At 45.1% G+C, this 19,030-nt stretch carries 20 protein-coding genes and 2 pseudogenes; 16 read left to right on the plus strand and 6 right to left on the minus strand.

Going from position 1 to position 19,030, the window contains the following annotated elements; translation table 11 throughout:
* Position 1: 1 nt before the first annotated feature.
* Together AFK62_RS15240 and AFK62_RS15245 are read left to right on the plus strand one after the other, a co-directional pair.
* On the plus strand, positions 2 to 1,750 hold the full coding sequence (locus tag AFK62_RS15240) for an AAA family ATPase (protein ID WP_007678432.1): 1,749 nt from the start codon (positions 2 to 4) through the stop codon (positions 1,748 to 1,750).
* The gene (locus tag AFK62_RS15245) at positions 1,747 to 2,598 is read left to right on the plus strand and encodes a hypothetical protein (RefSeq protein ID WP_032984772.1); all 852 of its coding nucleotides are present in this window, start codon (positions 1,747 to 1,749) and stop codon (positions 2,596 to 2,598) included. Before AFK62_RS15240 ends, AFK62_RS15245 begins: the two co-directional genes overlap by 4 nt.
* Positions 2,599 to 2,979: 381 nt before the next feature.
* Here AFK62_RS15245 and AFK62_RS15250 read toward each other — a convergent pair whose 3' ends face one another.
* Positions 2,980 to 4,266, minus strand: coding sequence for a hypothetical protein (locus AFK62_RS15250; RefSeq protein WP_235509459.1), 1,287 nt, complete (start codon positions 4,264 to 4,266; stop codon positions 2,980 to 2,982).
* Positions 4,267 to 4,361: 95 nt separating this feature from the next.
* Here AFK62_RS15250 and AFK62_RS15255 point away from each other — a divergent pair, with 95 nt between their 5' ends.
* From AFK62_RS15255 to AFK62_RS15290, 8 genes are all read left to right on the plus strand, one after another.
* Positions 4,362 to 4,577, plus strand: coding sequence for an AlpA family phage regulatory protein (locus AFK62_RS15255; RefSeq protein WP_007678426.1), 216 nt, complete (start codon positions 4,362 to 4,364; stop codon positions 4,575 to 4,577).
* A 96-nt stretch (positions 4,578 to 4,673) separates the two neighbouring features.
* Positions 4,674 to 6,122: a YfjI family protein gene (locus AFK62_RS15260; protein ID WP_007665131.1), complete on the plus strand. Its 1,449-nt coding sequence runs from the start codon at positions 4,674 to 4,676 to the stop codon at positions 6,120 to 6,122.
* 226 nt (positions 6,123 to 6,348) lie between these two features.
* On the plus strand, positions 6,349 to 6,927 hold the full coding sequence (locus tag AFK62_RS22285) for a hypothetical protein (RefSeq protein WP_144420970.1): 579 nt from the start codon (positions 6,349 to 6,351) through the stop codon (positions 6,925 to 6,927).
* Between the two features lie 141 nt (positions 6,928 to 7,068).
* Positions 7,069 to 7,806, plus strand: coding sequence for a DUF3944 domain-containing protein (locus AFK62_RS15270; RefSeq protein ID WP_007665136.1), 738 nt, complete (start codon positions 7,069 to 7,071; stop codon positions 7,804 to 7,806).
* A gap of 20 nt (positions 7,807 to 7,826) precedes the next feature.
* Complete coding sequence (locus AFK62_RS15275; RefSeq protein WP_007665138.1) at positions 7,827 to 8,525, plus strand: helix-turn-helix transcriptional regulator; 699 nt, start codon at positions 7,827 to 7,829, stop codon at positions 8,523 to 8,525.
* Complete coding sequence (locus AFK62_RS15280) at positions 8,522 to 8,962, plus strand: hypothetical protein (protein ID WP_007665141.1); 441 nt, start codon at positions 8,522 to 8,524, stop codon at positions 8,960 to 8,962. The genes AFK62_RS15275 and AFK62_RS15280 overlap by 4 nt, the downstream gene beginning before the upstream one ends.
* A gap of 35 nt (positions 8,963 to 8,997) precedes the next feature.
* Positions 8,998 to 9,360, plus strand: a complete 363-nt coding sequence (locus AFK62_RS15285; protein WP_007665145.1) for a hypothetical protein — start codon at positions 8,998 to 9,000, stop codon at positions 9,358 to 9,360.
* A 346-nt stretch (positions 9,361 to 9,706) separates the two neighbouring features.
* Positions 9,707 to 10,291, plus strand: a complete 585-nt coding sequence (locus AFK62_RS15290; protein ID WP_226991864.1) for a DUF4145 domain-containing protein — start codon at positions 9,707 to 9,709, stop codon at positions 10,289 to 10,291.
* 74 nt (positions 10,292 to 10,365) lie between these two features.
* Here the strand turns inward: AFK62_RS15290 and AFK62_RS21485 are convergent, their stop codons facing one another.
* The gene (locus tag AFK62_RS21485) at positions 10,366 to 11,772 is read right to left on the minus strand and encodes a hypothetical protein (protein WP_007665146.1); all 1,407 of its coding nucleotides are present in this window, start codon (positions 11,770 to 11,772) and stop codon (positions 10,366 to 10,368) included.
* Between the two features lie 451 nt (positions 11,773 to 12,223).
* Between AFK62_RS21485 and AFK62_RS15295 the strand changes: the two genes are divergently transcribed.
* Genes AFK62_RS15295 through AFK62_RS15315 form a run of 5 tightly spaced genes read left to right on the plus strand, consistent with a single transcriptional unit; the run spans position 12,224 to position 14,475 of the window.
* Entirely contained in the window at positions 12,224 to 13,042 is an 819-nt protein-coding gene (locus tag AFK62_RS15295) for a DUF932 domain-containing protein (protein WP_007665148.1), read from the plus strand.
* A gap of 32 nt (positions 13,043 to 13,074) precedes the next feature.
* Positions 13,075 to 13,545 carry a RadC family protein gene (gene radC / locus AFK62_RS15300; protein ID WP_007665150.1) on the plus strand — a complete coding sequence of 157 codons (471 nt, stop codon included), beginning with the start codon at positions 13,075 to 13,077 and terminating at the stop codon, positions 13,543 to 13,545.
* Between the two features lie 8 nt (positions 13,546 to 13,553).
* Positions 13,554 to 13,775 (plus strand): DUF987 family protein, encoded by a 222-nt coding sequence (locus AFK62_RS15305; protein ID WP_007665151.1) that lies wholly within the window; start codon positions 13,554 to 13,556, stop codon positions 13,773 to 13,775.
* 21 nt (positions 13,776 to 13,796) lie between these two features.
* On the plus strand, positions 13,797 to 14,120 hold the full coding sequence (locus tag AFK62_RS15310; protein ID WP_007665153.1) for a type IV toxin-antitoxin system YeeU family antitoxin: 324 nt from the start codon (positions 13,797 to 13,799) through the stop codon (positions 14,118 to 14,120).
* 31 nt (positions 14,121 to 14,151) lie between these two features.
* A complete protein-coding gene (locus AFK62_RS15315; protein ID WP_007665155.1) occupies positions 14,152 to 14,475 on the plus strand; it encodes a TA system toxin CbtA family protein in 324 nt (107 codons plus the stop codon).
* Positions 14,476 to 15,105: 630 nt separating this feature from the next.
* Here the strand turns inward: AFK62_RS15315 and AFK62_RS21490 are convergent.
* Together AFK62_RS21490 and AFK62_RS22910 are read right to left on the minus strand one after the other, a co-directional pair.
* The gene (locus AFK62_RS21490; protein WP_226991959.1) at positions 15,106 to 15,495 is read right to left on the minus strand and encodes a DUF3828 domain-containing protein; all 390 of its coding nucleotides are present in this window, start codon (positions 15,493 to 15,495) and stop codon (positions 15,106 to 15,108) included.
* A 68-nt stretch (positions 15,496 to 15,563) separates the two neighbouring features.
* A pseudogene (locus tag AFK62_RS22910) lies at positions 15,564 to 15,931 on the minus strand (hypothetical protein).
* 390 nt (positions 15,932 to 16,321) lie between these two features.
* Between AFK62_RS22910 and AFK62_RS21500 the strand changes: the two are divergent.
* Positions 16,322 to 16,390: pseudogene (locus AFK62_RS21500) on the plus strand (integrase arm-type DNA-binding domain-containing protein); the annotation flags it as partial.
* A 414-nt stretch (positions 16,391 to 16,804) separates the two neighbouring features.
* On the opposite strand, the gene AFK62_RS21910 reads toward AFK62_RS21500, so the two are convergent.
* On the minus strand, positions 16,805 to 17,263 hold the full coding sequence (locus AFK62_RS21910) for a lysozyme inhibitor LprI family protein (RefSeq protein WP_050555061.1): 459 nt from the start codon (positions 17,261 to 17,263) through the stop codon (positions 16,805 to 16,807).
* A 350-nt stretch (positions 17,264 to 17,613) separates the two neighbouring features.
* Positions 17,614 to 18,183, minus strand: coding sequence for a peptidoglycan-binding protein (locus tag AFK62_RS22710; protein ID WP_053532014.1), 570 nt, complete (start codon positions 18,181 to 18,183; stop codon positions 17,614 to 17,616).
* Positions 18,184 to 19,030 lie beyond the last annotated feature (847 nt).

The raw sequence follows: 19,030 nt of genomic DNA on the forward strand, positions 1-19,030 counted from the left end.
TATGCAACTGCTTCGCATTCGTATCCCAGCCTTCCGCAATCTGCGTGATCTAGACATAGCTTTCGATACCCACCTACAGCCTTCGGGAAGTGCGATAAATGCACTGCCCAAACCCATTCGAAGTCACGTGCTGATTGGCCAAAATGGCACTGGCAAATCCAATCTGATTGAGGGGCTGATCACCATCTTCCGTGATGTCGATCTCGATCGTGAAGCAGCCTTCAATTATACACTGGAATACAGTATCCACGGCCATGTTGTGCGTATTGAAGCCGATTCTGCCAAGCAGAAACGCCCCTATGTATGGGTAGATGATAAAGCAGCATCACAGGGCTTTTTGCTCAAAAACCGCCAGTTACTGCCAGCACATATTTTTGCTTATTACTCAGGTCGCAATGAGCGTATTGAAGCTCTGTTTCATGAACATGAGCGACGCTTTAATCAGCGCCAGGAAATCACCACTAACGAAGTCCTGTCCGAACAGCTTCTGGAAAACTTTACTGGCACCGACGCGGATATTCGTGCGATTGAAGAGGCCAAACGCCGCCGTGAAGTGCGGCTGAAACATGTGGGCGATGATCGTCTGCGACGCCTATTCTATTGTCGTGGTGGACACAGCCAACTGGTACTTCTGGCTTGTCTGCTGTCGGACGACCCTGTGTTTCAAAAGGTACTAAAGAACCTCCACATCGAATCGTTAGAATCCGCTCTATTCGTTTTGAAAGAGCCGCACCGGCTGCGTGAAAAACGCCGCAATGGCAAGTTCGAAGTGCAGGAACTGAATGAAGGTGACCCACGCTTTTGGTACGCTCGCAGTAATGTGGTCAGCGAGTTTCTTGACAAACTCTGGAAGGTGGCTTGGGCCCCCATTGAACAGGAGACGACTAAACATATTGATTTTCGTGGTCGCACAGAGAAGCAAAATCAACTGTACTTGTTTGTCTCAAGCCAAGAGAAGCTTAAACAATTGGGAGAGTCGATCGGCAGCACTGACAGTTTCTTTCGTTACGCTGAAGGAGCCTATATTGGTGATCTGATCGATGAAATACGTATTGTGGTTAAAAAGCGTGATGAACATGGTGGTAAGGTAAGCTTTACTCACCTTTCTGAAGGAGAATTACAAATGCTCACCGTGCTCGGTTTGATGCGGATCGCCCGAGACGATAATTGCTTGTTCCTGCTTGACGAACCCGACACCCATCTGAATCCGATCTGGAAATTGCGCTACTTCGACGATATAGAAGGTGTACTCAGCTCGGATGATACAGCTCTACTACAGAGCGAATCCCAAATACTCATTACAACCCATGACCCAATGATGGTTGGCAGTCTGAAGCGTGAACAGGTACATATACTGCGTCGCGATGGTAATACTACGCTTGTCGATAGCCCTGATGAACATCCGCAAGGAATGGGTGTAACCGGGTTGCTTAAAAGTGAGCTGTTTGGATTGTCATCCACATTGGATATCGAAACCGAGCGCCGCTTGTTTCGCCGTAATGAACTTTTTGCTCTCGATGAAAGAACTCATGAACAAGATGATGAACTACGCCGTTTGAGTTCAGAATTGGCAGACTTAGGCTTTTCAAATGCAGATTTCAAAGACCCTTTCTATGCTAAGTTTGTACGACGAATGGCCAAACACACTAAGTTCCACAAACCAGTTCTTACGCCGGAGGAACAAGCTGAGCAGGATACAATTGCCGACTCAATCATCGATGAGATTTTACGTGAGGATGATGGACAATGATCTTCATCGACTTGGAAAATAAGCTTCCAACGGATATGGATTTGCATCCTGATGTTCGCTGGAGCGAGGCTGATTGGAACGCTTGGCAGAAAGAGTCTGTTCGCTTGATTGGTGAGCTTGCCAAGCTCAATGAGGCAGGCCAAATCAAAGAACGTAATGAATTGATTGATAAGCAAAGTGGCCACTGGGGAAAGTTGAAACCATGGCTTCTTGCACTATCGGATGGAAAATGCTGGTTTACTGAAGCGCGAGATATTGCTTCGCATTTAGACGTGGAACATTTTCGCCCGAAGAAGGCTTCTCGTAATGTTAAGGGACCCGAACGAGATGGGTACTGGTGGTTGGCCTTCGACTATATGAACTTCCGCATTGCTGGCACTGTACCTAATAGAAAGAAGGGCGCGTGGTTCCCTCTCCGCTATGGCTCACCATGTTCAAGTTATGCGCACCGCTGTGAAGGAGATGAGATTCCGCACTTCATAGATCCTACAAATGCTTATGACGTTACATTACTCGCTTTTGACGAAGAAGGGAAAGCGGTGCCTGCACCAGGTATTTCTCGTTGGGATAATATCAGGGTTAGACGTACCGTAGACCGCTTAAAACTCTCCGAACATCAAGCGTTGGCAGAGGAACGTCGTAAGGTCTGGCAAAGAACTACAAAGCTGATAAATAAGTATTTTCAGGCACTGGCTAGTACTCGAACTTCTGCGGTTGCCCGTGAGCAAGTGAAGGCCGCAGCACGTGACATACTCTGTCTTACTAAGCCTGAAACCGAACTTTCATCAGTGGCGAAATGGTGCGTTCGCTTGCGCAACGATCCACAACTTTCCAGGCTGGTTGGGTAAGGTAAAAATATAAACAATATCTATCTGGATACATCCTCAGTACAAGAACAGGCGGATCTTTTCTAACCGTCCTTAGCGGAGAATGCAGATGATTAGTTCATCGCAATAAGGCTTTTTATGGGGATATTTTAACCTTTCGGATTAGGACATGGTTGATCAATGAGAGAAATTCAGGCTGCCTAATGTTTTTGAGGTGCCTTTAATAATCATTATTGAATTCATATAGTTAATGACCACAATGGGCGCAAACGTCTATTCTTCGCCCAAAGCGAATATCCATGCTTACCTAGAAAGCCAAGGATGGCGTACCGATTACCGTTGATATGGTACATATCGGCAGATGCTAGCACCATACCTGCTACTTCTTCTTTATTGGAACTTTCATTCGCTAATCTCTGTACTATCGAAACTCAAGGCCATATCGTAATATTTATTCTTATCAAGATGCCAAGGAGTTATGAAATTTTGATTCAACAAAAGAAAGCAATAATACTTCACTTGGGAGTAACGTTCTTTTTTTACAGATTTATACCGAAGATATAGGCTCCGGGCTGATACACTAAAACCATACCTCAAATACTTCAATCTTATTTCTTCTGAAATAGTCCGACTATTATCTTCCTCATAATAAATGGCCACCTCAGGTTCTTCATCATGTTCGCATGCAATATCAAATGCCCCCAGCGTTCCCAGCCAACTGCCTTGGGTTCCGCTAAACATACGTTTATGAAGATAATATTTATTTATATTCCCAAGAAAAACCTCTACATCCTTAATCGAAATATCGCCTTTGCATTGAAAACTCACAAAAGATTGCCTCCCCTCCCCCATAAACCAGTCATCCACTAACCTTTTATAGTAATCAGAAATATTTTTTTGCTCTAAGGCAGACATTCTTGGGTCAGGAGATGGTAACGCAATCGTATTGTTGTTTTTTAGCGATAATATTACCGCTACCGCTCGTTGAAGTATCTTAAACTCGAAAAGCAAACATGCTCTGAGAAACAACAACGACACCCCTGACTCATTTTTTTTCGCATATGTGTCAATATTTAGAGAATATTTCCCACATGAGATAATACCAAGACTTACCAGCTCCCGATAAAACGCAAGAGGGGCCTCTGTATATTCCAATGCATAGCAGCATTCGACAAGACGATATCTAATGAGATAGGGTGTTGCTGATAATTCTAGATCTTGATCATTTACCAACTCTTCAACAGCTCTATCAATGAACTCACCCTGCACACCATTGTTCTCCGCAGCAGCGTATAACATTGTAAGACTAAAATTACTCGCCGTTTGAGTACTCTCGTCATAAATAGTCCCTTCTTCAAAAAGCGTATTTGTATCGGACTGTTCAGAATACTCAGCAATGGCTGAAGAAAGTTTGCCATCTACAGATAGATAAATTTCCAGTGCCTCCAGCAGATAGTGCTTAGCTATCGCAGCCTGCTTTCCCGTCATTCCGACTTCTCGCAGCATATTGTTGATTTTGAGGATAATACGGGGATACCACTCTGCAATGGGATCTTTACATACCTCACTCATCACAACCTGAGTGAAGTGAAGGGTATCGATCACATCAAAAGCTGCTTTTTGGATAGGTGTCGTCGCTGGCATTTTTAGTGTCAAAAAAAGGAGCTCATAACTTGAAATTTTAGACACTAAAGAACTTCATTACAATCCCCTCCGTACACAAAAAACACCGGTGTTAGGTAAGAAAACAAAATATTAACTATTTAAAACAATGAGGTGACGTAATGACCTGTATTACCCCATCGGTAAAAATTCTGCGCATCAGCGCCCTTGTGAAAAAAATTGGAATCAGCCGCTCAACAATCTATGACTGGCTAAATCCGAAGTCGCCACGCTATGACGTAACATTCCCTAAACAGCGCCGCCTGGGTATGCACTCTGTTGGCTGGATGGAATCTGAAATCGATAAATGGCTGGAGGAATGCTGCCCGCAGGTTTGAGGGATGATTTATTCCTCTGTATCAGTTGTGATGCGATTTGGCATCACAACTGATAAGGACAACTTTCTTTTATTTTTTCTCTATGGAAAGCGCACAATGCAAAAGTATGATGATTTTCCTGTTGATCTGCTTCCAGTACTTATTAAAAGCACAATTTATGAAGTACACCAGATAACAAAGGCCCCTATACCTCTGATTGGTGCATCTGTCTTGGGTACTATTTCCCTTGTTTGCCAAAGTCAGATTGATGTCATCCGTCCAGGCAATCTTCGTGGACCGGTATCACTTTTTCTGTTGACGCTAGCAGGGTCTGGTGAGCGTAAAACTACTGTCGATAATCTGCTAATGGAGCCATTAAGACGTTTTGAAGAACAGCTGAACGAAGATTATTTGGAAAAATATAGTGACTATTTGATAGAGCTAAATGCGGTAAAAACAGAGATCAAAGCCCTGAATACTGAGTTGAGGGCACAAGTTAGGCGTAAAGAAGACACACTGGAGATAAAAAAAGCACTCAAAGACGCGCATAAATCACTCCCGGAGCCCCCTGAAAAATACAAAATGACATTCAATGACGCAACTCCAGCCGCAATTAAAGAATTTCTGTGTAAAGAACGCTGGAAATCGGTGGGTATTATGTCGGACGAGGCAGGAACGATATTTAACGGCCACACTCTGAACGATCTGCCTTTTATCAATAAAATGTGGGACGGCGGAAAATTTACCGTTGATCGAAAAAATGAGCCCGAGGCCACCATCCACGATGCCCGAATGACGCTGTCGCTGATGGTTCAACCGGAGATGTTCACCGCCTATCTGGAACGGCGGGGAGAACAGGCTAAGGGTGTGGGTTTCTTTGCCCGCAGCCTGATTTGTTTACCGACATCTACACAGGGAACCCGTCTGATCGAATCACCGGTTATCTCACGGGAATATCTGCCAGTATTCCATCGCCGCCTGATGGACATAGCTACTGAAAGTCTTGCCCATAACGGGCAAAGTCGCAAAGGTCTGACATTTTCTCCGGAAGCTGAAAATCTATGGATTGAATTTCATAATGACATAGAGAGCAGGATAGGTAGCGACGGTAATCTTGTCAGCGTCAGAGATTATGCATCTAAAGTTGCGGAAAACGTGGCCCGTGTTGCCGCGTTACTCCATCACTTTTGTGGTTTTGATAACAATATATCTACCGAAGTTGTTGACGCTGCAATCGCCATCATCAACTGGTACGGTAACCAATACACAGATCTTTTTGTTCATCCTGATGAATATCAGTCCTTTGAAAGGGATTTAAATGAGCTTTTTGCATGGATACAAAATGAATGCCGTAAGTCATATAGGTATATGTTTAGAAAAAACCGTATTTTACAATTAGGGCCAAACCGCCTAAGAAACAAGGAAAGAGTAGATGAGTTACTCTCCGTACTAGTCGAACAGGAAAAGATTATCCTATTTCAGTTTGGGAAAACTTGGTTCATCCGTGAGAACCTAGCTGGTTCACTCATGGTTGCTTCACCGAACAGCTCTGTCTGGAGAAGCTAGCGTTGGCTGTGAGATGTCGTCTGCAGTGAAGTCCGGCAGGATCACGCTCTCTCCTGCCTTATCGGAATTTTATAGATAAGACTAATATTCAGTTAATTACCAAACATATAGTAAAAAAACTCAAATAAGAAAAATACAGACACATATCACCTTAACGACAACCAACAGAGGTTGTCGTTAAGGAGGTTATCTGGATATCAATATACTACGTCAACTGTTTGATGAGATGTACGGCCTAGCCGTTGAAGGCACCGCTATTACTGACTCAGCAAACGAGCTGGCAGAGAACTACTTGGCTTCTTCTGAGAGCGCATTTAAAGCCGCAGAATCCCTAGTGGCCTGTGAATCTCTTAAAGCTTGTGGCTCGGGTTTTGTCTGTAGCCTTACTGGTGGTGCACTATTGCCGCTGGCAGTGACTGCTGATGTCTGTTCTTCGCTGTTTATTCAGATGCGCCTGTGTGTAGCCGTGGCGGTTACTGGCGGGCATTCCACTGCTGATCCGCGAGTACGGTTACTATGCTGGGGGGCGGTTGCCGGTGATGTCTGTGCGGATATTGCCTGTGGCATTCTCACTCGCCTGATGAACCAGGCATTAACCCTACCGGAAGCGGAAGGCGCGTTGCTGACTGCGGTGCGCAGTGAGTTGCTGATGAAAGGCGGAGGCCTGTTACCGAAAGAAGGTCTGCTGGTTCCGTTAGTGGGCGGGGTAATAAACGGCGGTGCAGCCTGGCTGGTGACCCGCCTGATTGGGCAACTCGCCATTCGTCTGTTTCTTTCACCACCAAGTCCACCCTACACAGCATAATCTTCCGTATTTCATTTTCGGACATCACCTGTCCGGCTCTCTTAGAGTAACACACTGATTTTTCTGATGCTTCGGCCACGTCCTTGCAGTCGGGTTTGTTATCGTTTTTGTCCTGACGATACAGACCTTAATGGAGGGGACATGGCCGTTTATCGCGAAGATACTGACCTGCGATTCCTGGGGGGTTGCGAGAATGAGGACCTGGATTTACTGGTCAGCCTCATTACCCATGACCCACGGGATAAAACCCTGCGCTGGACGGAAACGCTGTCCGGCAGCGACAACTACAAACGTTTTTACCCGGCGCACCGTAATTACTGGCAGGAGATTGCCGCTGAAATCCAGACCTTTGGTGCCAGCAGTATTACCAGTGTGTTCAGGGGTGGAAAAGGCGTGTTGTACCGGGAGGTGTTATGCGATGTCTGTGAGCATACGAGTGTGAAATACCGGAAGGAGGAAACAACCGAGGCCATTGAGCTTTCCCTGCTGCTGGCGTTACTTGAAAAAAGTCTCAGTGAGATGTCAGCCGAAGAGTTGCAGGAGTTTGCTGACAGTATGGGCACTGAACTGACCGTACCGACAGCACCGCTGATTTTAATGGCCATACGGACTGCCGTCCGGGCCTCGGGCTTTGCAGCCTATCGCCTATCAGTAGTGATGCTCAGTACGCTGGCACGAGTGGTACTTGGGCGTTCTCTGCCGATGGTGGCCTATCTGACACTGAGCCGCTCCATCGCCGTCCTGGCGGGACCGGTTGGTATGGCACTGAGCACTGGCTGGCTGGTTGTTGATATGGCAGGCCCAGCCCGACGTGTCACGGTTCCGGCCTGCCTGCTGGTCGCCTGTCTACGTCAAAAGTATCTGCACCACTCACAGTAACCAAACGGAAATCCTTCACTATGTCTGCGGAAGAAAAACAACACGATCGCATGGCATCACGGCTGGCGATCATCATCAGTCGCCTGCTGATGGGGGAACAATTATCGGTACAGGCGTTGTCTCTGGAGTTTCAGATCTCTGAACGTACCCTTCGTCGAGACTTTCGAGAGCGTCTGAGTTGTCTGGAACTGACATACCGACAGGGAAACTGGTCACTGGCCCAGCCTCTTTCCGGCATTCACACCAACAGAGCGATCCTTCACTTTGCCCGTGCCACCAGCATAGAGCAGTTGTTTCCGGCAATGGATAACAAGCTGATAGCGGTGCTGACCGACAGTAGCATCCCGTCGCCCTATATCGTCTGGCTTTCGCCTCCAGGGCGTAAACCGACACCCTTTGGTGGTTTCTGGCGCATTACACAGGCGATCCTCGACCGTACTTTACTGGACTTGACCGTGGATACAGAACAGTACCGCTGGTTCGCCCCCTATCGTCTGATTTATTTCGAAAACAGCTGGTATCTGCTGGGCGAATACCAGCAGCAGGCTTATGTCTTCCGACTAGAAAGCATCGCAGATGTCTGTCTGACGAAAAGGCAATTTCTGCGCAGGCGGCAAATTGATGCGCTGACCACCGATCCACATTTTATTCGTTCTTTACCCCACTTTCAGTACTTGCGAAAAGTACTGGCTGATACTGCAACAGAAGGAAAACCATGAAAAAAATAACACTTTTACTGATGCTTCTAGCCTCCACACAGGCTGATGCAACTGTAAACCAGTGGACCAGAACCTGGGTTCAGGGTGTCACGGAATACCGCATACAGGGGAAAGATGGCGCTGAACTGCTGCTGACCTGTTCACCGGATGACAATGCGTTCGTGCAGTACTCCGCGCCTGATGGCAAAACGCTCACCAGCGGCAATGATGATGGGCGCAGCGTTCAGGCACAGGTCGACAGCGGCGATACGTTCCTGATTAACGACACGTTTTCTGATGCCGGTGGCAGTAACTTCGAAGCCTTCTGGGATGCTGCCAGAAAATCCCATCGTATCCATATAACGGCGACCGGGCTGCCCTCCGCCACCTTCACCTTCAGCAATGCCGCAAAGATTCTGCCTGAGTTTGATAAGTCAGGATGTCTGACACGCATGTGAGCCTTTATTGCTTCAACAAAAATAAGGAAAAAATAATGAAAACAACAATGAGTGCCCTCGCCGTGGCACTGATGATTTCACCTCTACTGCACGCCGCAGAGGCCCCGCTCAGGATTGGTCTTGAGCAGGTTAAAAATCCGTATTACCCGAATCTACATCAGCAGCGTGTTCATGTTCAGTCGCTGACTGATAACGTCACCATTAAGGATATTGTCATTAACCGAGGTAACTGCCCTATTCAGAAGATGCCCACCGTCTACGCAGGCAGCAAGCCTGTATCACTGGTACCTTCAACATTGCCTTACGGGAAAGAGATTGCCGTCTACATTAAAGGCCCATGCAGTGTGGCGGAGATTAACGTCATCACCAGTCAGGGGGACTGGCTGATGAAGTACTAGTTTCGATTGAACAATATCTGGTCTGACAATCTGTTGTCAGACCCTGTTGTACTATCAGTCGTAATATCAAAGAAATCAGGTATTAATACTGCGTATTAATAGCCATTATAAACCCCTCCCCCGTAAGGTCCCTCCCCTTATGAAGGATTCGCCATACTATATATCTCATTATTTCATTATGTTAGCATCCTACCACTGCTTGTCTGACTGCTTTGTGCCAGAAGAGGACGTTTTACATATTGCTATTCAATGCTTAAGGTTAGTCCTCAATAGTTGCTTAAACTCCTGTTCATCTATTTCAAAAATGTATAATCTGCTAAAGAAAAGATCGAGGACATGAGGGAGAATGATGTCTACTGTTGCAGATTTAGTATCAGCTTTAGCTTGGCCATTAGCTTTTGTATGGTTTGTTCAGAAATATGGTAATGATGTTAAAGAGCTAATTCTCCGGCTATCTAAAGTAAAATTTGGAAATGCGGAAGCTGAATTTACTTTAGGATTAAAAGCCGCGGAAGAGTTAGCTAATGGAGCTCCCTTGCTTGAAGCATCAAAAGATCTACATGAGGAAGGCATCGAGTTTTCTAAACGTATGTCGCAGTTAGAGCGCATTGCGGATGTATCGCCTAGGGCCGCAATTATGGAATCATGGTTACTAATTGAAGAAGCGGCAGGAAAAGCAGGTTTTGTTCAAGGAGCATCTATTCCACGAATCAATCCTTTATTATTTATTGAATGGTTAGTAAGAGAAGGAAAAATTGATAAATCAACCGCTATATTGGTCGATAGGATGAGAAAGCTACGAAATGAAGCGAGTCATTTGAAAGATTTCGAACTCACAAAAGATGAAGCTGAACGATACCTAAAAATAGCCGTTCAGATATCTCTTCTTATCATCGAGCCGGATTCACCCATAGTGTTAGAAAATGAGTAAACGCATCCAGCCGCTCACTCTAAGGCAGGGTTGGCGGCTGAAAAAAGTACGTTACCTAACTGTTATGCTTTTCTCTATGAATTAACCAAACGTTGATAAGCAGAAACTTTTCCAAGATTAGGGAGTTGAGGCAGTGTTGCTGTTGCGATGTAACCCAGAGCTTGAATTACAACTTGATTAGTAGAAGTAAATGTTGCAGCTAGATTTTTATAACTCTCAGCACATCTAGCTATAGAAACTCTGGATGCAAATTCACTATCTAAGACAAGTCTTACAAACTCTTTTAATTCGTTGTCACCAAACTTAGCAATCATCTGATCGTAATAATATACAGCCCCATTTGAAACGCCGTATCCATTGCCCAATTTACACATAATTATGGTTTTGACGTAATCCTTTCTTACTGCATCAGGTATAATTCCGGTGCTGGATATATATGCAGCCAAAGCTGAAGCATGAGGCGGTTCACTATGAAAATTATTCCATCCGCTGTGAGCTTGATATAGATTATATATCTTTATCGACATTTCAACTGATAATGTATCTGCAGGCAAATATGGCAACCCACTAACAATAGTCAAAAATTCGTTTGCTGCATCACGCCGAGAGTTCTCGCCATTAGTAGCAAATGACTGGTATTTAATGCCGCAGTTATATTTCGCACTATCAGATGCTAAGGTCCAACAATCATTTGCAATACCTTTAATATTGTTTTTAATTTGCACCGATGCAGAATCATTTGTATACATTCCAAATATAGTTCGCAGGAGAGAATTTAGAGCATCTAAAGGTAGAGTTTGTAAGCCTGTTTTGATATGGGCTATGGCAGTCGTATCTAAAGACTCTTGTTTGATGCTTAGCAGAAATCGATTTACATTTAAGGCTGCAGGTTCAGGTTGCTTTGATATCACTTCTTTTATACATGTTTCTAACCAGGAAACTAATTGAAAACCAGTTAGCTGATTCTGGTTAGGGTGTGCTGCGCTTGCCCAATTTCGCATATCCCTAATGTAATCTAAGTGTTTAAATCCTAAATCTGAAAGCAGACCTGTTAGGTGACATCCCCTAATTAATTCCCACTCCTCAACCTTTACAAGATCATCAATGGATTTTAATTTATCTCGTCTTTTAGGATCGGTTATTATGCTGTCGTAAAAATAATCAATATCATTTAATGAAACCTTCCATCTCAAATTGGTTACAGTCTCATTCCAGAGGAAATTCAGAGCAGCATCAAAAAGACCAGCGCCGCATGCCGCGACGAATTTCGATAAATATAATGACCCAGACCGGGTTTGTGCCGTCATGTTACTTATGACATCGGGAAGATTTGAAATAACTCTGTGACGTTCTGAATTCTCTACGAGAACATTATTTGTGGGCAAGTCTAGACTTGTTAGGTAGACAGCAAGTGACGTATTAAATTGGTCCACTACAGTTGTGACACTTTGTGTGTCAACTACTAATAAGTTATTTGCCATTTTCATTCCTTTTCATCGATTTTCATGCCTCAGTCAACAGTTCAGAAAGAACTGATAACAATTCCATTACTTATTCATGTAAGTCATTTGAAAAACACTTGATAGTGTCTCATTTTTTATCACGGGCTTTTGATTCTAAAAGCAATTTAAACTAGCTGAACCAACTGATGCAACCAAAAAAACCAAGATCATACTGGTACTTTATCTACCAAAGCCAACTACAGCTCACAGCATAAGATCCCTTTGCTGGTTTGCTTCCCTGTAGGGTGATCATTGCCGCACGATAAGCTACTTCCGCTCTTCGCTCATAGCAGACATTAGCTAGCTGTTGCATCCCCCAACAACAAAGAGTTTTCCCCTGCAATACCAAATCAATGCAGAAAGGCCGCGCTTCTTCACCGGAAGCGCGGCCTTTCTGAATTTATGCCATTAATCAAAAAGGAGTTTTATCATGAAATTAGCCAGTCGCTTTGGCCGAGTTAACCAGATTCGCCGCGACCGTCCACTGACAAATGACGAGTTGATGGCCCATGTACCCAGTGTATTTGGTACCAACAAACACGAATCCCGCTCGGACCGCTACACCTACATTCCAACAATCACACTGCTTGATAGCCTGAAACAGGAAGGTTTCCAGCCGTTCTTTGCCTGCCAGACCCGAGTGCGCGACCAGAGTAAGCGAGAGCACACCAAACACATGCTGCGCCTGCGCCGTGAAGGCCAGATTACTGGCAAACAAGTACCGGAAATTATTCTGCTTAACAGCCATGACGGCTCCAGCTCATACCAGATGTTGCCGGGGCTATTTCGTGCAGTTTGCCAGAACGGGCTGATTTGCGGTGAGAGTTTTGGTGAGGTACGTGTGCCGCATAAAGGCAACGTGGTGGAGAAAGTCATTGAAGGGGCTTACGAAGTGCTCGGGATTTTTGACCGGGTGGAAGAGAAGCGCGATGCCATGCAGTCGCTTTTGTTACCGTCACCAGCACAGCAGGCGATGGCGAAAGCGGCATTAACCTATCGCTTTGGTGAAGAGCATCAGCCGGTGACGGAATCGCAGATCCTTTCCCCGCGCCGCTGGCAGGATGAAAGCAACGATCTGTGGACCACTTACCAACGCATTCAGGAGAACTTGATAAAAGGCGGACTGTCAGGACGGACGACGAAAGGTCAGCGTGCTCAAACCCGTGCTGTCAAAGGTATCGACGGAGATGTAAAGCTCAATCGCGCTCTGTGGGTGATGGCTGAAAATATGCTTCAACTTGCTTCATAAACGACTTTTACTATTACCTGTAAGGCCCTGTCATGTCAGAGATAAATCTACCTCCTGATCTTCCGGTAACTGAAGCACGCACTATTCGTCATGCTCTCCGCTTACTGGAAAAATATCAGCGCCAGCCTGGCGAACAATTTAATTCTACTACCTTCACGAAAACCTGGCTGCAACTGCGTCTTGCCCTGCAGGAGCGCGAAGTTTTTCTTGTTTTATATCTCGATAATCATAACCGTCTTCTGGAATGCGAGACGCTCTTTACGGGCACGATTAACCATACCGAAGTCCATCCACGCGAAGTGGTGAAACTGGCACTACGACATAACGCTGCTGCTGTGATTCTGGCCCATAACCATCCATCCGGAGAGACAGAACCGAGTAAACAGGATCGAAATATCACTCAACATCTAGTGAAAGCGCTGGCAATGGTAGAGGTGCGGGTGCTGGACCATCTTATTGTTGGCATCGATGTGCTTTCTTTTGCTGAACGTGGCTGGCTATGAGGCTAACCATGAAAATCATCGATAAAAAAGCCGCGATGGCGATTCAGCGACAGCATCCGAATTCCCGGATCTTTCGCTACTGCACGGGCAAATACCAATGGTACGGCAGCGCCAGTCATTACACCGGTCAGGATGTTGCGGAAATTTCCGGTGTGCTGGCGGTTTATGCAGAACGCCGTCGTGACAACCACGGTCCGTATACACGCCTGATGTGCATAACCACCAACTGACATTTAATAAGGATTAGAAAAATGCAAAATTCATGGGGACTGAAGCGCGACATCTCGCCGTGTTTCGGTGCAAGGCTTGTGCAGGAAGGCTGTCGCCTGCATTTTCTGGCAGACCGTGCAGGTATTAGCGGTGCGTTTAACGAGGGGGAGGCTCTTCGTCTGGATCAGGCATTTCCGCTAGTGATGAAACAGCTTGAATTGATGCTGACAACCGGTGAACTGAATCCGCGCCATCAGCATTGCGTCACGTTGCATCATAACGGACTCACCTGCGAGGCCGATACTCTCGGCTCTCACGGCTATGTTTACATCGTTATTTATCCTCAGGCATCTGCAACTAGGTAACACCTTCTCTACTTTTATCAGGACTCAATTCATGCACATTGCATCTGTACCGGCCACGGTGCCGGTTTCGTCACACCTGTCGCCCGTACAGGTCTGGCAGAAACTGTTAACGTATCTGCTGGAGCACCATTACGGCCTGACACTTAGCGACACGCCATTCCACGACGACGCGACCATTGAGGAGCATATCGATGCGGGAATAACGCTCGCCGATGCGGTTAATTTCCTGGTCGAAAAGTACGAACTGGTTCGTATCGACCGCAAGGGATTTACATGGCGAGAGCAAACGCCCTTCATTACCGCAACGGATATTCTGCGTGCCAAAAAGAGCATCGGGCTGTTGCCCAGATCTTAAATTTTTCTAAGTACATGCTGCTCAGTGTTGCTATTTCCGCTACTGTAGCGGAAATAGCAACGGCATCGCATCTGACATTTAAAAAAAATCAAATCACTATTGATAATAATTCTCATTTTATCATGAGCAAAGATCGAAGCCTTACGAGTCCCTAAGTGCTGCAAACCAATTACTCATTTCTCATCAAAAGAAGATGGTAAAAATTTTAGGCACCTTCTTAGGCACCACCGAAAAGTTGAATTAGACATTAATTTAATAAATTCAATTCATTACAAACTCAATTCAGACTCCGCCAGCCCACCAAAATTCTCCATCGGTGATTACCAGAGTCATCCGATGAAGTCCTAAGAGCCCGCACGGCGCAAGCCCTGCGGGCTTTTTTGTGCCTTCAATTTGTCCCGCGAAGTCCGAAGAGAACTAATTAAATCCGAACCTTTTAGGCCCATTGATAGGCCCAACGAAAAGCTCTATTGTTTTCGTTGGGCCTAAACGCATGGAGACTCCCCATGGCAAGAAAAACCAAGCTTTTAATCGCAACCGCACCGTGGTTTATAGTCACCATGGTCAGTCACCGAAGCGCTTAAGCGCCCCGCTCGGCACAAACCTGACGGGCTTATTTCATGTCGAGTGTCAGTAGACTTTTTGTTCGTAGTTATTACCTTTATCAACTACCCGCCAAATTTTCCACCGGCCATCTTCCTTACGAGTCCAGACCTGAAGATGCTTGGATTTGTTGTCTTCAATACCCAACCAGACATCCATTTTCATACTGGTTCCATCAGGAGTAGCAGGAGAAATCTTCAAGCGCCCTATCCACTCCGGATCATAGTCTTGGCAATACGTAAAATAATCCGAACCAAGCAACTCCTGCTCGGGCATATTATAAATAGTGGTCATGCGCGCGAGTAGTTTTTTGGATGCCCACTGATGCAATGCTTTCGTTTTGATAAGGTCGTCTGGAGGCGTTTTACCAAATTCATTCAAATAGTAGGTGTAAAACTGAGTGATATCTTGCTGAATATCAGTCTAAGTGTTTGCGCTGGCAACAGGAAGATAAATTGCCAATAACAAAGTCAAGAGAAAACGCATTATTGTTTCCTGTAAATAACATAAGGTGGGTGATACCTACGATATCCTGGCCCCGGATACATGTCTCTTTGTTTAAAATCCGAATACCATACTTTTCCATCAAACATCGTCATATGACCGCTGATGTTGCCTCCAGGATAGGGCTGTATAATCGCCACATCACCTTTTTCAGGTGCGGCTGATTGGGGTAATGCGATAAAACCTGCCTTTAGCAGAGAATCACCATAGTTTTTGCGTCACCCACTCGTTTAAGGTTGATTCCCCCCGCGGCTATTGCCAGTCGCGTATATGTTGCACATTCAGAGTGAGATTTAGCCATAGCATGTTTGATTATATAATCGACAGCCGCTTCTTTATTCCATCCCATATAAACCCTTGTATAACCCCCAAAAAAATCAACACAATACAAAATGGTGCGATGCTACTCCTCTTGTAACAATGAAAAATAAGGGTAATCTTATTTTTGGCATTCCATGATTGCTCAGGTTTTAAAGGAATTCAGATCCAGCCTAGAGGAGATCTTTATAATTCTTAATGAGGTAGATGCTTCTACCTTCCTGGCTAATCTTCTTAACAACCCAACACTGATGATGGATGTCTGGAAAGAATAAGATGATAAGAGGCTCGTAACAGAGTACGTGACCAGGGAGCCAATCATTAAGGAGCGTGTTGTTTCAGCCCGCCTGTTATCAAAACAGCCTCGGCTCAACGGAAAGCTCTATTATTTTCGTTGGGCCTACACTCATAGAGACTCCCCCTGGCAAGGAAAACTAAACCGTTAACCGATACAGAAAACAAAGCCGTCAAGCCTAAAGATACTAATTACTAGTTGTATGATGGTGACGGGCTTACGCTGTAAATGAGTCTCTGCAACTGAAAAACGAACAGATAAACAAAAGAACTACGGAACGCGGGAGGAAAACCGCACGATATTTTTGATTACATCAACATTTTTTATAAAGCAAGCATCGGCATAGTGTGAATAATGGGATGTCATCGACACAATATAAAAAATATTATCAATCGTTCAGAAGTACCTGGATTACCTGTGACGATGCAGACTGCTCAATGCCCGAGACGGACGTTCCTTTGTATTATTGGATGGGGAACATATATCCCCAACCACTATTACGATAACATCATGCCATCAAATAAATTAATTAGCTGGCTTAAAGTCCCTTAAACCAGCTGAACTATAAATATTCACTTCGCACACAACCGCAATAACTTTATGAGTCTTTTACTGTTCATCTGCATGAATCATTTTAATCTCTTCAACATGCCTTTTATTTAGGTTGATCTGGCACTGATAAATATAAGGCCAGTAGTCGTAGGCATCTTTCCCGATTTGCGAACCAACGCCTAAACAGAGATTCTTACGATACTCCTTCCAGGAATTTTGCGATTCAAGGAAAAGCTTACTGAAGACGTCACCAATAGTCTGTTGAGGATCCTCACCTTTGAAAACGGGACCACTATTGTTCTCCTTAATTTGCCTGACTGTTTTGGCAATTAACTCGTCCATATCTTTATTGCTTTTATCACTAAGAGCGTGTAAGCATTCAGACGCTTTTCCTCGGCCAGCATTATTACGCCAACAATTATCAATTTCCGGCCCAGCTGTAATGTCTAATTTCTCAGTACTGTAAGCTGACGGAATCAAGGTCATTAAAATAATTGTTATCAATATTTTTTTCATTGTAAATACCTGATTCTTTGTCTTGAAGGTTCATAACGCATCAGGGCTGGATCTTCCCGAATGAACTTTATAAGCGCTGTTCTGCCAGCTAATGCAGCCTCGACTAAGCTGGCTGGATATCGTGTGCCCTGATAAAAAATATCGACAAGAACATCTTTAATTTTCTGATCGAGATCATCCCATGATGGTGCGTTCGGTTTTGTTGTTGCTGTTTTGACGTAAAAGTGCTTTGCGTAATTCTTTTTCTCTAAATAAGAACGCTTGAATAATTCAATTTGCTGAGCATAGCTTATCTCCCCAAATAACTGCCATGTGGTTTTGACAAAAAGCTTTGCCTGCCTTCCGCTAAGCTATGCAGCATTTGATGCAATCACTGCGCGATATTCTTCTATACCAATACTTCGCAATGTTGAGAAAATCTCGCCGGCAGTCCGCATTTTCATGTCATAACCGCGCCCTGGTGTGACCCCAGATACCTCACCAGGCCAATGCAGTATCCGGGAAAAAAATCCCGTTTTTTTAGGCGCTTTCTTGGGGGCATAATCCGGAAAGACATAATCATTCCCTTCAGCAGCAAAGGTAACCTGGCCTTCAGGCACACTTACCTGTACCGCCCCGACAGTTTTACGCCAGGGCTGTAAAACAACATTATTTATCGCCTCCTGAAGCCAGATGTCTCCGGGATGGATCATACCCGTAGGCTTCATAGAGAGCATATTCTGAAACCAACGGATGCCGTCAATTGTATCTTTGTCACACTTGCCAGTAATTTTGACATCTCGCCCGGTGAGTTCTTGATAGCCGGACTCACTGAGCGTTTGCTGAAACCATAACACCTCTTCAGGCTTGTTGCCGCCGCACTCCCCCACAGTGGAGTCAATCCGGATAATATGTGGCCTGAATTTTTTTTGACTGCCCATGAACACTCCCTTATCCCTAAACGCGTCAAAAGATTTTTTTACTATTATGCAAGGTTAAAGACAAAATCGTCATCAGAAAAAACTGTAACAAAAAACCATAACAGCTTTATAACGTTCAAAATAAATGACTAAGACATACTTTTTTGCGGACTACCTGCACCTCTGGAGTATTAGCAATCCTGCATAGCTATTTATGTTGACTCGACACCATTTACCGAAAGCCCATCCATTAATGCGCGATTATAGCGAGCTCTCTTGCACGGTAGAAAGCGTCATGGAGGTTTCGAGGCCAGCGCTTACATTTACACTACTGTGCTGAACAACACTGCAATACACCTTGTTATATTGGAGTTATATTGGACGAGTTTTCCTTTAGATACCCTAAAATTAGAGCGGATCAAGAGACTATTCTCTAGCCCGTTCGGCCTCTACCACAGCCAGAAACCGAACACTGTATGCGGTGCTTAATAACGCGTTATATGTCAGGAAACAACGATAGCGTGTTTCATTTCAAACTCCCGCGAGCTTTGCCGCGTCGTCTGTCTGACTGGTAGCGACCGTACTATTGATTACAAGAGGTCACGCCTGCCTTGCAGGTTAACCTTTTATAGAGCCCTGCGCCGGTCATGCAGAGCGGGTCAGAACAAAATGTAAACCGATGACCATGGAATATGTCGCGAGAGACGAGCGTTGCCTGTCATCAAAGCAAGCGCATTCCTGAAAGAATTCCCACCTGCGTTAATAACCTCAGGTAACAAATAAAAAGAGAAATGTCGGCGCGTAACCCGCTCAGCTTCGCAATATAATGCCGTCAGCCAGCCTACACTTTTTTCGGCATGCGCCCCGG

Source organism: Cronobacter condimenti 1330 (genome assembly GCF_001277255.1).
Lineage (GTDB): Bacteria > Pseudomonadota > Gammaproteobacteria > Enterobacterales > Enterobacteriaceae > Cronobacter > Cronobacter condimenti.